This is a genomic window from Priestia sp. Y58 (assembly GCF_029522095.1).
GTDB lineage: Bacteria > Bacillota > Bacilli > Bacillales > Bacillaceae_H > Priestia > Priestia megaterium_E.
Genome location: NZ_JAKWFL010000003.1, coordinates 228,133 through 243,411, shown reverse-complemented (window position 1 = coordinate 243,411; position 15,279 = coordinate 228,133). Strand labels below are relative to the sequence as shown.

The following is a 15,279-nucleotide window of genomic DNA, read 5'->3' as shown; positions in this document are numbered from 1 at the left end:
CTTTCTTACTGAGCTACCGCTTCTTGTTGTTTTGCCGATGCTTTCTTTTCTTGTTTTGCATTTTCCTCAAACGCACTCATAGCTGCTTCTTCTTCCGTTAGTCCAGCTGCTTTTTGCTCTTCAATGCGATTCATCATGCGTTTATAATCATTCGGAATCACTTTTACAAATTTTGAAAGTGATTGCTCCCAATTTTCCAAGACAAATGCTGCTTTATGGCTGTTCGTATATTTCAGATGATTTGAAACCATCTCTTTCACTTCTTCTGCTTCTTCGCCTTTTAAGCTCTCAAACCCAATCATGTCTTTATTGCAAAGGTTTTTGAATGATTCTTGATCATCAGCAAATACGTAAGCAATACCGCCTGACATTCCCGCGCCAAAGTTTTTACCTACATCGCCTAATACGACAACACGTCCGCCAGTCATATATTCACAGCCATGATCGCCAATTCCTTCAACCACTACGTTCACACCGCTGTTACGAACTGCAAAACGTTCCCCTGCTAGCCCGCTAACATAGGCTTCACCGCTTGTTGCACCGTAAAATGCAACGTTCCCGACGATAACATTCTCGCCTGACACAGCTGTTGTTTCCTTAGGTGGAGCAACAATAATTTTACCTCCTGATAAACCTTTTCCGATATAATCATTTGCATCTCCAGTTAGATACATAGACATTCCTTTTGGAACAAATGCACCAAAACTTTGTCCTGCAGAGCCAGTGAATCGAAGAGTAATCGTATCTTCTGGCAGACCTTTCTCACCGTAACGTTTTGTAACTTCACTTCCTACAATTGTTCCAGCTACACGGTTAATATTAGAAATTGGCAGTTCTAACTCAACTTGATACTTATGCTCGATTGCTTGCTGTACCGCAGGCAAGATTTTTTGCATATCAAGAGATTCGTCAATTTTATGGTTTTGAGGTGTTTTAAAGGTACGTACACCTTCAGCTTGATATAAAAGAGTTGTTAAGTCTAAGTGCTGCGCCTTCCAGTGATTTTTTGCACGTTCGCTAACGCTTAATACGTCTGTACGTCCAACCATTTCATCTACTGTTTTAAATCCAAGTTCAGCCATAATTTCGCGCACTTCTTGTGCAACAAATTTCATATAGTTAACGATGTGATCCGCTTCTCCTAGGAACTTTTTACGAAGCTCTGGGTTTTGCGTCGCCACTCCAACTGGACATGTATCTAAGTGACACGCACGCATCATGATACAGCCTAAAACAATTAAAGGCGCCGTAGCAAAACCAAACTCTTCTGCTCCTAAAAGTGCTGCCATGACTACATCTTTACCCGTCATTAATTTCCCGTCTGTTTCAAGCACAACTTTTTCACGAAGACCGTTTAACATAAGCGTTTGATGAGCTTCTGCTAAGCCAAGTTCCCACGGTAGTCCCGTATGTTTAATACTTGTTTTTGGAGATGCTCCTGTACCTCCGTCGTAGCCGCTAATAACAATAACGTCCGCTACTCCTTTTGCTACTCCGGCAGCAATCGTTCCTACTCCTGCTTTTGAAACGAGTTTGACGCTGATTCGTGCATCACGGTTTATATTTTTCAAGTCATGAATAAGCTGTGCTAAATCTTCAATCGAGTAAATATCGTGATGTGGAGGAGGTGAAATTAAGCCTACTCCTGGCGTTGATCCACGCACATCTGCTACCCATGGATATACTTTGTTTCCTGGAAGCTGACCGCCTTCTCCGGGTTTTGCACCTTGTGCCATTTTAATTTGAAGCTCATCCGCATTCACAAGGTAGTGACTTTTCACCCCAAAACGGCCAGAAGCAATCTGTTTAATCGCACTGCGGCGATTATCTCCATTTTCATCCACAGTGTAGCGGCTAGGATGCTCGCCACCTTCTCCACTGTTACTGCGTGCTCCTAAACGGTTCATTGCGATCGCTAATGTTTCATGAGCTTCTTGACTTAAAGAGCCAAACGACATAGCACCTGATTTAAAACGTTTTACAATCGAATCAACTGATTCCACTTCATCAATGGAGATAGATGAACGCGTTCCATTAAACGAGAACAGGTTGCGCAAGAAACCGATGCGTTCTTCATTAGCCGATTCAGAGAATTTTTTAAATAAGCTGTAATCTCCCTTACGGCAAGCCCACTGCAGCGTATGAATTGTTTTTGGATTAAACGCATGATGCTCGCCCGTGTGTCTCCACTGAAAGTCACTTCCTGATTCTAACGTTTGCTCAATTGTTTCAACATAAGCATTGTCATGACGCGTTTTCGCTTCTTTTGCAATAACATCTAAACCGATACCGCCAAGCTGCGAAGCAGTACCTGTAAAATATTGCTCGATAACCTCTGCACTGATTCCAACTGCTTCAAAAATTTGTGCGCCCCGATAACTTTGCACCGTTGAAATACCCATTTTAGACATTACTTTTACGACACCTTCAGTAACGGCTTTTACATATTTCTCAACAGCATAGTCATACGATACGTTCAACGTACCGGCGTTAATTTCATTTTGATATGTTGCAAAAGTAAGATATGGATTAATTGCGTCTGCGCCGTAACCAATCAGCGCTGCAAAATGGTGCACTTCACGCGCTTCTCCTGTTTCCACAACAATGCTCGCCTTTGTACGGTTTCCTTTTCGCACTAAGTGCTGGTGCAGCCCGCTGACCGCTAATAAAGCTGGAATAGCTACAGATTGAGCTCCCGCTTCACGGTCTGTCAGAACAAGAATGCTAGCACCGGCGTTAATTGCCGCTTCAGCTTCAGCAAATACGCGATCAAGATCTGCTTTTAAATCATTTGTAAACACAGCAGATATAACAGCACTTTTGAAATCTGGATGAATGGCAGACTTCAGCTGATGAGTTTGGTCGTTTGTTAAAACCGGCGTCTCAAGCTGAATTCGATGAATATTTTCTTTAGTTGGATGCAGTAAATTCCCTTCTGCACCAAGCAATGTCATTGTTGATGTAACCAACTGTTCACGAATAGCATCAATCGGTGGATTTGTTACTTGAGCAAACAGCTGCTTAAAGTAATTGAACAGCGATTGAGGACGATCAGACAACACGGCTAATGGAGTATCATTACCCATTGAACCAAGCGGATCTTTTCCTTCTGTAATAACTGGAACTAAATATTTATGAATATCTTCATACGTATAGCCAAATGACTTCTGGCGAATGACCAAATCATCGAAGTATTCAGATTTTTCTCCCTGCACTTCTGGCAACGTTACCAGCTGTTCATCTAACCACTCTTGATAAGGCTCAGCCTGTGCCATTTCAGATTTAATTTCTTCGTCTGAAATAATTCGGCCTTCCTCTAAATCGATTAGAAGCATTTTACCTGGGCTTAAACGATCTTTATATAATACATTTTCATCTTCAACATCAATGACGCCTACTTCTGATGAAAGTATGATGTAATCATCTTTTGTAACGTAATAGCGAGCTGGACGTAAACCGTTACGGTCTAAAATAGCACCGATTTGCTTTCCATCCGTAAACGAAATAGCAGTCGGACCATCCCATGGCTCCATTAATGCGCTATGATACTCATAGAAAGCACGTTTTTCTTTTGACATGTGCGGATTCTCAGACCAAGGCTCTGGAATAAGCATCATCGCTGCATGCGCTGGCTTGCGGCCGGCCAATACAAAGAACTCTAGCGCATTATCTAACATGGATGAGTCGCTTCCTTCAGCATCTAAAATTGGAAGAACCTTCGGCAAATCCTTACCAAATGCGTCCGAAACAAACTGCTGTTCACGTGCTCTCATCCAGTTTTGATTACCGCGAAGCGTATTGATTTCACCATTATGAATTAAATAACGGTTTGGATGTGCTCTTTCCCAGCTTGGGAACGTGTTTGTGCTAAAGCGAGAATGCACTAAAGCGAACGCTGAAGTAAAATCTTCATCTTGTAGGTCAAGATAAAAAGCATCAACTTGCTCAGGCGTTAATAACCCTTTGTACACAATTGTTCTACTTGAAAGACTCGTAAAATAAAAACGGTTTTGACGCGCCTGCGCCCAATTTTCCGCTTGCTTACGAATAACATATAGCTTGCGTTCAAACGCTAAGTCATCTTGAATACTGTCATTTGCCCCAATAAATACTTGTCGCACGTACGGACAGCTTTCTTTTGCAACTTTTCCGATTTTTCCGACATTTACAGGTACAGTTCTCCAACCTAGTAACGTTTGTCCCTCTTCTTCAATTAATTTATTAATATAAGCTTCGATTTCTCGACGCTCGTCTTCGTTATTTGAGAAAAAGATCATTCCAACTCCATAACGACCTTTTTGTGGCAAGTTCAATTCAACGCATGTCTTTTTAAAGAACGCGTGTGGAATTTGTACCATTAATCCAGCTCCATCTCCTGTTAACGGATCGCTTCCCTGTCCGCCTCGATGGTCAAGCTGGCAAAGCATATTTAGTCCTTTTTTAACGATATCATGTGACGCTACGCCTTTCAATTGAGCGTATAGTCCGATTCCACATGCATCGTGCTCAAATTCAGGACGGTAGAGACCTTGAGCTTTTGGCATTTGATTGTATGTCATCTTCTTCTCCCCCGTTCGTTTTCTTTATCTTTTTAAGATCACCTGTTTACATTGTAAGTTTTCAAATCAATATAAACAATATATAATTTAGATAAAACTAATCTAATTTTGATATATATAGATGGAGGATGCCTATGGAACTGCGTCAATTACGCTATTTTATGGAAGTTGCAAAAAGAGAACACGTATCTGAGGCGGCAGAATATCTGCATGTAGCTCAATCAGCGATCAGCCGTCAAATCGCGAATCTGGAGTCTGAGCTAGGTGTTAGTTTATTCAAACGCGAAGGAAGAAATGTCAAGTTAACAGCAATAGGAAAAGTCTTTCTTGAGCATACGGAGACGGCTATGAAAGCTATTGACTATGCGAAAGAACAAATTGATGAATACCTGGATCCTGAAAGAGGAACGATTAAAATCGGATTTCCAACAAGCCTTGCTAGTCACCTTCTTCCTACTATTATATCAGCCTTTAAAGAAGAACACCCAAATGTTGCTTTTCATCTTAGACAAGGTTCGTATAAATTTTTAATTGAATCGGTTAAAAAAAGAGATATTAATATCGCTTTTTTAGGCCCTGTACCTGTAGAGGACCAGAGTATAGAAGGGCATATTCTATTCACTGAAAATCTTTTAGCCCTTGTTCCTTCTCATCATCCGCTCGCTGAACGGGATAACATTCGGCTGCGGGATTTAAGAAATGAAGATTTTGTGCTATTTCCAAAAGGATTCATTTTACATAAAATGGCCTTTGACGCTTGCAAACAAGCAGGATTCATGCCCAATATTTCATCTGAAGGAGAAGATTTAGATGCGATTAAAGGTCTTGTATCCGCAGGAATCGGCGTCACGCTTCTTCCTGAAAGCACAGTGTCTGAAACGACTCCTCGTTTTACAACTAAACTTCCTATTCATACGCCGCAGCTTCAGCGTACAGTCGGGATGATTATTCCTCGAAATCGTGATTTAGCACCTTCTGATAAAATTTTTTATAAGTTTGTCAAAACCTTTTTTGAACGGTTGGAGCAGTATAAATAAGAGAGGCCCCCTGCCTCTCTTATTCTTTGCTTTATACACTATTCCTCAGCTGATCAATTGTATAAATAGATCTTCTTCCCCTAAAGCTAACAGGCATTGACGCTTACCGGACTCTTTCTTATACTGAAGTAACTGACTAAAAAGAAACAAGGTGACTGCTATGGATTTTAAAATTAATTTTTTATCATTTTACGTAATACAAGTAGAAGGAAAAGAAGAACAAGCTTCTAAACAATATAAGCATTTTCAAACGCTTGATACAGAAGAATATGAAGAAAGTTCCATCAAAGATTTTTTAGACGGTGAATTTAAAAAAATTGTAAAGCGCAAAGTAGAGCGACACCCCAAAGCAGAACAAGTGCCTACAAAGCTCGGGTATTTTATAGTTGAACCAGGACACGCTCTCGACTCAAACCCTAATTATAATTTATTTCACCGCACTCGTTTTGCCACAACCAAAGAAGAATTTGAAGAAAATAGCGAACAGTTTATCAATGCATACCTTGATACTGCAGCCGTTCGAGGAGGAGCATTTTTAGTTGTATCTGCTGTTCCAAGAAAATATTTTGATCATGCTTTTGTGTTTATTTTAAAATGTGACTTCGAACCAAAAGTGGCTTCAATTTCAGATGAATCAACCCTTATTCGTCACGTAGAAATGGCGATTACTACTAAAAACATGAAATCTATTCAATACCCATACATGCCTGAAGAAGGCATGGTCGAAGAAAGCGAACTTGTCATCCATCAAGCGTCTCACGCCCGTTATTTTGAAGACTTTTTGAAATTCATTGACTACAATGAGCCGATGCCTGAGATTATGAAAACACAAGTGATGGATATGGTGCGTGAACACGTCAGCGAAACGTTTGAAGCAGAAAGCGTAGAACTTGAACAGTTTGAATCGGACATGGAACTGTGGGCAACAAGTGAAAAGCGTGAGCTTCAAGAACGTTTAGATACGCATCAAGTCATGGAAGCTGCTGCTCATATCGTCGAGCATACGCCTGATGCAGAGTTAAAAATGAAGCTTGGTGAAACAGAGATTAAGGGACTGTTAGCTGATTTCGGGGAAAATATTCACTTAGCGAAAGTGAATGGACGCTACGTAGCTGTAATTGAAGCCGAATCGATTCTGTTTGAAAAAGGCGCGTCTCCGATTGAGTTTCATAAGCCCGATGATTTGCACGGAATTATTGAGAAAATCAGCAGTAAGAAATGGGAAGAATAAATAAAAGCCAGAGAGTACAACATAGCTCTCTGGCTTTTATTTAACTGAAAAACCAGCTCTATTTATCCACCTTAATTCTCTACTAATTGGCTCACGGAAACATTTTGTTCATTTTCTGGCTGACCTAGCGGATAAATTCTTACCATATCATTTTCTTCGCTTACATGTTGAATATAAACGGCCGTATCGTTATACGTAACGTTAGCCATAACGGGTGAATCAGCAATTTGTTTTGCTCGCTGCTTGTCCACGTTTCTTCCCCCCTCTATGCTGATATACATATAAGGTTTGTTTAAAGAATAGATGCTATTCGCCCCCTAGAGCAGTTCTACCGTTTTTTAGCGGTGCGGTAGCCAAGGTAAAAAACGAAAGAAGTATAGGTAATGAATGCAACTCCAGCCAGCAAGAGCATTTTGTGATGATGCCAAAGGGCCGCATATGTTTTGATGAAGATTCCCTTTGTAAGTAAAATATATTGATACACAATAAAAGCAACCACTAAAGCAAGAAACAGCACTCGAAACAAACGAATGAAATCAATGTTAGATAAAGTGGAAGCAGCTTTTACCCAGGGCGATGCAGGAGGCTGCGCTTTTTTAGTGCTTCGGCTCTTCGACTTTTGTTTCTTTGCAGGCGGAGCTTTTGATTCTTCTATTTTAGGTGCTGGTTTTTGTTTTCCTTGAGCCATTAGTCACTTTCCCTCTTTCTTAAATAAAGTGTCTAAAAAAGAAGCTTTTCTATTTTGCATATTCAAGAAGAGACCGGCTATCTCCTTTTGACTTTTAAAAATACTTTCCTTTTTTAAATACAGAATGTCTTTAGGTATGTGCCTATAGCATTTTTCTTATCTTCGCATACGTTATATCGTGTTTGATTTGAAATTACTATGTAAAAGGAGCGGTGCCCTAATGAACCCTTATTATTTCAACTCTGGATACATTCCTCAGCAAGTTGATTACTCAGTTCAACAATACTATCCCCCTTACGTACCACAGCATGAAGAATACGATGAAAGACAGCAGCTTCAAAATCTTGGAGGATTTGAACGAAGAATTCGTGCCCTTGAGAGACAAAATGAGGAGCAAGTCAGAGAAATTACTCGTTTAAATCGCGTTGTGGAGCGACATACTGATCGTATAAACAGATTAAATCAGCGCTTACGCAATGTAGAAAGAAGACTTAACATTCCATTTACAGCAAGCCAGGACGGATTTTAAACTCACCTTAAGCATTCCCGTTTCTTTTGAGCGAGAATGCTTTTTTACATGTCTTCCGTCGTTTTTGATAGCACAAAGGATATTTGAATAAACTTTACATAAAATAAAATTTGACTATGAAAAAGAAAAGGAGAAAATCACATGAAATCCCCTGTTGTTATTTGTCCTAACTGTCATTCTCAAAAAGAGCTTGCTACCGTTTTAACTGCTCAGTCCAATCAAAACGTTATCTACACATGCTCAGCTTGCGGCTATAAGCTGACAAACATTAAAACAAGCAAAGGATAATTAGTATCTCTCACCTCACTTAGTACCTATACTCAATACGTTCTTCTGTCCATATACAAAAATTAACGTTTACGTAAATGTTATTAATTTTGTATACTGATAGTATTATGGGAAAGGGAGTTGAAGAAGTTGAAGTTTAAAATGAAGGAACGCGGGCAGCTGCATTTGAGTCCCGAAGGAAAACAATTAATTTTAGACTTGTACGAATCAAATATGATGGAATCTGTAAATGAAGCTTTGGATGCTGAAACAAGAAGCTTTCACAGTGGAAAAGCCGATGGGATACAGGCTATTTTACTTCTTTTAGGGGTACAGCTAGAAGAAAACACTTCACAATCGTAAATCAATGCCCTATAAAAACCGTAAAAGCAGACGCACTCTTCTGGTGAATGCGCCTGCTTTTTATAATTCTTCCTGCTCAAATTTTACAATTGCAGTCTTAGCACGATCTCTCAGTGACAGAAGGTCAGACTCTACTTTTAAGATATTTTTCTTTTTCTGTTCAATCAGCTTGAGCTGTTCTTCTACCGTATGTAACACTTGCTCTAACTTTTCTTTTTGTTGACTTGTTCCTTTCACTTGCCTATAATCCATCTTTTGTATTTCAAGAGTATCACTTAAAGCAAGAAATTCCTGTAATTCTTGAAGTGAAAAACCCATGACTTCTTTGGCATTCGTAATTTTCTTTAAAAATTCTACATGTTCTTCGGTGTACAGACGAAATCCACCTTCACTTCTTGGAGGTGCTGGCATCAGTCCAATTTGTTCATAATAACGAATCGTACGTTTTGTTAAACCGCTTTGCTTCGCCACATCATCTATTTTTAGTTCACTCATTTTTAAATCCCCTTTAATCAATTCACAATGTCAACTTTTCGTACTTGTTACTATTATACACTAACGCTAGATATCTCAAAACAAATCTGAACAGCTGTACACTTATTTAAAAATAAATAAGCAATTTCTTTACCCTTTTTTAGAGTAAAAAAATTGCTTATACAGTATATGCTGGGTTCTTTTCTCTAAAACCTTATCATAAATGCCGTTTTTGTTAATTTACGATTTAGCATACAAATTAATAAATTTGTGTTTGAGAGTTCTTATTTCTATCCATTAAATGTTTATTAACCTGTATGTAGCCTTCTCTTTCTGTACTAGCCCCGCCTGCGCTGAGTACACCGATAGCCACGCATGCTATCCAACCTAATTTCATTATAACAGAAAGCGCTTACATAATAAAGTGTTATGCTTTAATTTCTAAAAAGTTATAAATAAAATCAGCAGGTCTTTTTCCACTTCCTGCTGATTTGTTAAATAGAACCGGCACGATACAGCTTTATCAAACAGTAAATAGTTCGTCTTAATAAGCTACTTTATAAATCAAAAACCGTTCATATGGGTTTTTACGATCCAACTCTGGCAGCATTACCTCTTCTTTTAAAATGAAAGAAGGATGTTTTTCGAGGTGATGAAGATAATCCTCCGAACTATAATACAAAATCAAATCAATCTCGCGTTTATTCTCTTCCCACGAAAGCAAAATATTGTTCACTACTTGGATAAAAATTTGAACTGAAAAAGGATTAAAAAAATAAAAGCAGTTGTCTAGCGGATGAATCTTATATTCTTGGGCTAAACAACATTGAAAATGAATATGATGTTTGCGGCCCTTGGCTTTTTTTAAATAGCGCCTCTGATTATCTATGGCCTGCTCATAAAAGTGCTCGTTCATTTCTACCCCTACAGCGGTGGCATTGCACAGGTAGTTCACATAAAAATTTAGCCTTCCTTTTCCACACCCGAAGTCGACAATTCTATCGCGGCTTGTTAGCTCATACTGAGTGAAAAGTGTTTCTAATGCACTATAAGGCGTGGGTTCATAACGATGGTAATGAAATGAATCATTGAATCCCTTTTGTTCTCCCGTTGTTTTTATATTTAATAAAGCGTCATAATATTGCTCATTCATGGCCAATCTCCTGTTTATAGTTGTTGAAAAAGAGAAGGACAGATGTCCTTCTCTTTTTTCTCACTCTACTTTCACACGCATTTCTGATATTTTAAGACCAATCTCTTCAATTAACTGCACAGCTTCCGCTCGTTTTTGATCATCTAATGTGCTGATTCCCCGTACGTCTACGCTTTTTAAATATCGATAAGAGGCTTTAAGACGTTCTAGGGTATCTTCTTGGTCAAATGTTTTCATCATTATCTCCTCCAGTATATGTAGTTACTATATGTATACCACAAACATGTCCGTAATAAATCTAACCTGTTTAATAAATACTAAACGTATCTGACTTATCTAAGAGGAAATGCACTTCTAATAGCTGATATATACTCAAAAAATTCCTGGGTTTTCGAATTTTTACGTTCATTTCTCGTGTTAGTTGCAAAAAAAGCTTCTCTTTGGGCTTTACTTATCTCAATTTGCACACCCATCCGCCTAGCTGTTTTATTGGTTATATTTCTAGGGCTTGTACCGGAAAACGGGTCTTGATCTGATAAAATTTCTGTACTAAAACCTTTGGAAATAAGCGCTTCATACACTTTGGATCTTAATGCCTTGTCAGCACCGCCGATTTTAGTGTGTTTTTCACTTTTATCATTGTATCCATGAAAAGATACGGCATAGTCTTCTTTCGATATAATAGTTAGCGCATGAGGTTCATCAAAATGAGTGGAGGTGATATGAAGATCGGCATTTCCTGATTTCTTTAACCCTTCAAATATATAGTACGAGTATTCGTTTCCTGCTAGCCCAACAGCAAGTTCGGTTGTTCCAGTTTCGATACCTCCGCCGTGTATCGCGAGCATAATAATGTTAGAAGGTCTGATTTCGAATTGAATTTTGTAGTCTTGGTTATATACTTCATGAGAGGCAAGTTCAGAGAAGCTAGCATATTTATCTGGCATCATATATCCTCCTTGTGAATAAGACATAGTAAATAAACTTATTAGTTCTTTCTTTAATGTACCACATCTTTTCTTTCATCACATACTATGTGATTGCAATTACCAATAAATATGGTACGATTAAGTTCGAGTTTCTTGCTCGTTAAAAGTTCACCAGATAGTCAAAATTTTCATTTTTAAGCCCTCCATTTTTATCTTATAATAAAGGATGTACTTATTTTTAATTGGTAATTCGACATTATTCTTTGTTTTTTTAAAAAGTTCAAGGAATGTTAACAAATTTTACGAGCAACCTTGATGTAATTACGATATTTTTTTGTTAAAATAGTTTAGTTGATTAATAAAGATTAGGTTTATTCATTTAGGAATAAGCTCAAAAAGGAGAATTGCTGTGAAAAATACCGAAGTTATCACAAAGGAATCACTTCCTATCAATCAGTATTTTTCCCGGGAAGTAATCAGTGCTATTATAAAAACTGGGATTATTAAATCGAACTCACTAGGAATGGTTGCTGGGCTTTGTCTCGCAATTGCTGTTAATGACTTAAGCTTTGTGACACAAATTCCTATCATTATTTTGGCTTTAATTGGGACATCCTTTGTCGTAGGAGGAGCTGGGGCAGTTAATAACTTCTATGACCGTGATATTGATGCGATCATGAAACGTACGAAAGACAGACCGACGGTAACAGGAGCCGTCAACCCTAAATTTGCTCTATGGTTAGGACTGGCTTTATTTGTTATCGGTGTAGGCATTTTATTTTTAGTTTCTAACATGGCCGCCATTATGGGTATTTTAGGATTTTTCTTTTATGTAGTGCCTTATACTATGCTTACAAAACGTACAACTATTTATAATACCGAAGTCGGAAGTATTTCTGGAGCTATGCCTCCAATCATTGGCTGGGCCGCTATTTCACCAGACTTATTTCATCCGGTAGCCATTGGATTGTTTGTATTTATGTTTTTATGGCAGCCTCCTCACTTCTACGCTATTGCGATTAGAAGACTTGAGGAATATAAAGCCGCAGGTGTACCAATGCTTCCTGTAGTAAAAGGTATCCGTCGTTCCAAAGTCCAAACGCTTGTATATCTAGTTATTTTACTAGCGGCATCTTTCTTATTTTTGTCGTTTAGTAAAATTATCGCATTTACAATGTTCGGTTTAACACTAGTGTGGATGCTTCTTGGGATTGTTGGATTTAAAAAATTAGAAGATACAAAATGGGCTACTTTAATGTTTGTGTTCTCATTGAACCATCTTACGATTATTTTTGCCCTTATGATTATACTGTCATTTTTTAAATAACAAACTTTCAAAAGCAGGTAGCTATCAGCTACCTGCTTTTATACTAGATACATCTTTTGCTTTAAGCGAAATCATTCCTCCGTACCTTGCCGAAACTGCTCCAGCTAACGCGTTAGCAAACATTGTGTACTGCTTCTGTGACTCCTCACTTTCAGGTAATCCTTTTTCGTGAACACACCATAAAATTCCTGCCATAAACGCATCACCCGCTCCCGTCGTGTCTATTACCTGCACTCCATTTGCACTCACATGAAGCGTTTGATTTGCAGTAACGGCTACTGCGCCATTTTCTCCCTGAGTCACCCATACGTACGGAATATGATACGCTCTCAGTTTTTCTAGACTTTCTGTCAGGTCTGCTGAATTCATCAAAAATAGGAGCTCATCTTGAGAGATTTTCAAAATGTCTGTTTCGGACAAAAACGGTGTCACGATATTTCTACATGCTACTTCACTTTCCCATCTTTTCATTCGAATATTTGGATCAAACGCTACAAGCATACGATGTTTTTTTGCGAGCTTCACAGCTTCTTTTGTAGTTTCCTGGGAAATCGGATGAAACAACGTACCTGATCCAAAATAAAAAATCGCTGCCTGCTCAAATATAGCTTCCTGCAGCTCATGTTTACACACTTGCTCATGAGGTGTAGAATCTATGTAGGAATGGAAGTAACGATCTCCTTCTTTACTTTTATGTACATACACTTCACAAACTTTTTTAATCTCCGATATTACACAGCCGCTTTGATTCACTCCTTCAATTAAAAGGTTTTTTCTTACAAAATCACTTGTTTCATCACTGCCCAACTTGCAGATATAATATGCTTTTGCTCCTAACTTCTGAACTCCGACTGCTACATTAACGGTTGTGCCTCCTAAAAAAGAGTCAAAGCTGGTGTTAAATTCGTTTTTAGCGATATAATCAATAAATGCCTCACCGTATGAAATAATTCCTTTTTTCAAGTTAATCCTCACCTTCTTTCTTCTGTCTCCCAACGCATTTGACACATACACACGCTTTTCCTCTGCTTTCTAAAGGAATTTGTTTAAATAGATCAGGGGTAAAAACTTTCTGCATACACCAACACTTTTCTATTTCTCTACCTTGTACAGAAGCACAGTTATTTCTCTCTCCGCAGATAGGGCATCTGCTATCATCGCCTGAAAATGCCATGAATTCATCTCCTTTTTTCTATGCAGTTGTATAGATTATCTTTATTAGTATACAAGAGGTGGTTAAAATGCGCTTTCTGCTTTCTATTTTTTGATATTTTCGTTTTCAACTTCTTTTATTCTTGATACTATACATATAAAGGAAATAACATATTGCGAAAGGAGCCTTTATGACGACACATTTATTTCACCAAAAACCCCTTGCTACATGGATGCATGAATATCCTTTATTAACACCTTTAATCAATAAACAGGAAATACTTTGGATAAATCCTTATATAAAACCTGCTCAAGAAGCACTTTCTTCTCTTTCTTTACATACCAAAGATATAAAAGATGCAAAAGAACGTCTTTCTCGCTTTTCTTCTTTTCTTCAAATCGCTTTTCTTCTTTTCTTCAAATCGCTTTTCCGGAGCTGAAAGCATCAAAAGGAATCATTGAATCACCTCTTCAAGAAATTGCATACATGAAAGACTATTTAAATCAACAAATGAATAACATGCTGCAAGGAAAATTACTGATGAAATGCGATCATGATCTTCCCATATCAGGTTCTATTAAAGCAAGAGGCGGCATTTATGAAGTATTAAAATTTGCTGAAAGTCTTGCTATCAAAGAAGGACTGCTTACCGAGGAAGACAGCTACGCTCTTCTAGCTGAAGACCGATGTAAAAAGTTATTTTCTTCTTATTCTATTGCAGTAGGATCTACGGGTAATTTAGGTTTAAGCATTGGTATTATGAGCGCTACTCTCGGCTTTAACGTCACCGTCCATATGTCAGCGGACGCTAAAAAATGGAAAAAAGATCTGCTTCGTTCTAAAGGTGTAACCGTTATTGAATATCAGTCTGACTACGGAAAAGCCGTGGAAGAAGGACGAAAGCAAGCCGAAGCAGACCCCGCCTGTCATTTTATTGACGATGAGCAGTCTAGAGATTTATTTCTCGGTTATTCCGTCGCTGCTTTACGTTTGAAAAAGCAGCTAGCCGAGCTGCGGATTCAAGTAGACGCCGAACACCCTTTATTTGTCTATTTACCTTGCGGAGTGGGCGGAGGTCCTGGCGGTATTACGTTTGGATTAAAAGCAATATACGGTGATCACGTTCACTGCTTTTTTGCTGAACCTACTCACTCTCCTTGCATGCTGCTTGGATTAATGACCGAGCTGCATGATGGCATTTCCGTTACGGATATTGGACTTGATAACGCAACAGCTGCCGATGGACTAGCTGTAGGAAGGCCATCTAGCTTTGTAGGCGAAACGATAAAATCGCTTATTAGCGGAATTTATACCGTAGAAGATGATCAGCTTTTCCGATTTATTTATGAGCTAGCCAATCGTGAAAATATGTATATAGAACCTTCAGCAGCAGCTGGTCTACAAGGACCTCTCCACCTGATGAAAAACGGGTCTTCCTATATACAAGCGCAAGGACTAGAAAACGATATGTCAAAAGCTACTCACCTTGTATGGTCAACTGGAGGCAGTATGGTGCCAGTTGAAGTGATGAATAGCTATTACGAGCAAGGGAAAAAATTTAATGAATAG

General features: G+C 38.6%; 15 protein-coding genes and 1 pseudogene. 7 read left to right on the top strand and 9 right to left on the bottom strand.

Annotation, left to right across the window (positions count from 1 at the left end; all coding sequences use genetic code 11):
* Positions 1-5: 5 nt before the first annotated feature.
* A complete protein-coding gene (gltB, locus tag MMB68_RS11255) occupies positions 6-4,559 on the bottom strand; it encodes a glutamate synthase large subunit (RefSeq protein ID WP_221782860.1) in 4,554 nt (1,517 codons plus the stop codon).
* Between the two features lie 134 nt (positions 4,560-4,693).
* On the opposite strand from gltB, the gene gltC reads away from it, so the two are divergent.
* The gene (gltC, locus tag MMB68_RS11250) at positions 4,694-5,596 is read left to right on the top strand and encodes a glutamate biosynthesis transcriptional regulator GltC (RefSeq protein ID WP_013056801.1); all 903 of its coding nucleotides are present in this window, start codon (positions 4,694-4,696) and stop codon (positions 5,594-5,596) included.
* Between the two features lie 160 nt (positions 5,597-5,756).
* Complete coding sequence (locus MMB68_RS11245) at positions 5,757-6,827, top strand: DUF3900 domain-containing protein (RefSeq protein ID WP_208756400.1); 1,071 nt, start codon at positions 5,757-5,759, stop codon at positions 6,825-6,827.
* Between the two features lie 71 nt (positions 6,828-6,898).
* Here the strand turns inward: MMB68_RS11245 and MMB68_RS11240 are convergent, their stop codons facing one another.
* Both MMB68_RS11240 and MMB68_RS11235 read right to left on the bottom strand, forming a co-directional pair.
* On the bottom strand, positions 6,899-7,078 hold the full coding sequence (locus tag MMB68_RS11240) for an H-type small acid-soluble spore protein (RefSeq protein ID WP_043982127.1): 180 nt from the start codon (positions 7,076-7,078) through the stop codon (positions 6,899-6,901).
* Positions 7,079-7,155: 77 nt separating this feature from the next.
* On the bottom strand, positions 7,156-7,515 hold the full coding sequence (locus MMB68_RS11235; protein WP_221782858.1) for a hypothetical protein: 360 nt from the start codon (positions 7,513-7,515) through the stop codon (positions 7,156-7,158).
* Positions 7,516-7,735: 220 nt separating this feature from the next.
* Between MMB68_RS11235 and MMB68_RS11230 the strand changes: the two genes are divergently transcribed.
* From MMB68_RS11230 to MMB68_RS11220, 3 genes are all read left to right on the top strand, one after another.
* Positions 7,736-8,044: a hypothetical protein gene (locus MMB68_RS11230; RefSeq protein WP_014460362.1), complete on the top strand. Its 309-nt coding sequence runs from the start codon at positions 7,736-7,738 to the stop codon at positions 8,042-8,044.
* 141 nt (positions 8,045-8,185) lie between these two features.
* Entirely contained in the window at positions 8,186-8,332 is a 147-nt protein-coding gene (locus MMB68_RS11225; protein WP_013056796.1) for a hypothetical protein, read from the top strand.
* Positions 8,333-8,461: 129 nt separating this feature from the next.
* The gene (locus tag MMB68_RS11220; protein ID WP_013056795.1) at positions 8,462-8,674 is read left to right on the top strand and encodes a hypothetical protein; all 213 of its coding nucleotides are present in this window, start codon (positions 8,462-8,464) and stop codon (positions 8,672-8,674) included.
* A gap of 60 nt (positions 8,675-8,734) precedes the next feature.
* Here the strand turns inward: MMB68_RS11220 and MMB68_RS11215 are convergent, their stop codons facing one another.
* The 4 genes from MMB68_RS11215 to MMB68_RS11200 form a co-directional block, all read right to left on the bottom strand.
* On the bottom strand, positions 8,735-9,169 hold the full coding sequence (locus MMB68_RS11215; RefSeq protein ID WP_221782856.1) for a MerR family transcriptional regulator: 435 nt from the start codon (positions 9,167-9,169) through the stop codon (positions 8,735-8,737).
* Positions 9,170-9,692: 523 nt separating this feature from the next.
* Positions 9,693-10,301 carry a methyltransferase gene (locus MMB68_RS11210; RefSeq protein WP_221782855.1) on the bottom strand — a complete coding sequence of 203 codons (609 nt, stop codon included), beginning with the start codon at positions 10,299-10,301 and terminating at the stop codon, positions 9,693-9,695.
* A 60-nt stretch (positions 10,302-10,361) separates the two neighbouring features.
* Entirely contained in the window at positions 10,362-10,541 is a 180-nt protein-coding gene (locus tag MMB68_RS11205; RefSeq protein WP_133177156.1) for a hypothetical protein, read from the bottom strand.
* Between the two features lie 92 nt (positions 10,542-10,633).
* Positions 10,634-11,251 carry a poly-gamma-glutamate hydrolase family protein gene (locus MMB68_RS11200; protein WP_221782853.1) on the bottom strand — a complete coding sequence of 206 codons (618 nt, stop codon included), beginning with the start codon at positions 11,249-11,251 and terminating at the stop codon, positions 10,634-10,636.
* Positions 11,252-11,639: 388 nt separating this feature from the next.
* Here MMB68_RS11200 and cyoE point away from each other — a divergent pair, with 388 nt between their 5' ends.
* On the top strand, positions 11,640-12,557 hold the full coding sequence (cyoE, locus tag MMB68_RS11195) for a heme o synthase (protein ID WP_013056789.1): 918 nt from the start codon (positions 11,640-11,642) through the stop codon (positions 12,555-12,557).
* Positions 12,558-12,581: 24 nt separating this feature from the next.
* Here the strand turns inward: cyoE and MMB68_RS11190 are convergent, their stop codons facing one another.
* Entirely contained in the window at positions 12,582-13,520 is a 939-nt protein-coding gene (locus tag MMB68_RS11190) for a carbohydrate kinase family protein (protein WP_221782851.1), read from the bottom strand.
* 1 nt (position 13,521) lies between these two features.
* The gene (locus MMB68_RS11185) at positions 13,522-13,731 is read right to left on the bottom strand and encodes a cysteine-rich CWC family protein (protein ID WP_221782849.1); all 210 of its coding nucleotides are present in this window, start codon (positions 13,729-13,731) and stop codon (positions 13,522-13,524) included.
* 169 nt (positions 13,732-13,900) lie between these two features.
* Here MMB68_RS11185 and MMB68_RS11180 point away from each other — a divergent pair.
* A pseudogene (locus MMB68_RS11180) lies at positions 13,901-15,279 on the top strand (D-serine ammonia-lyase).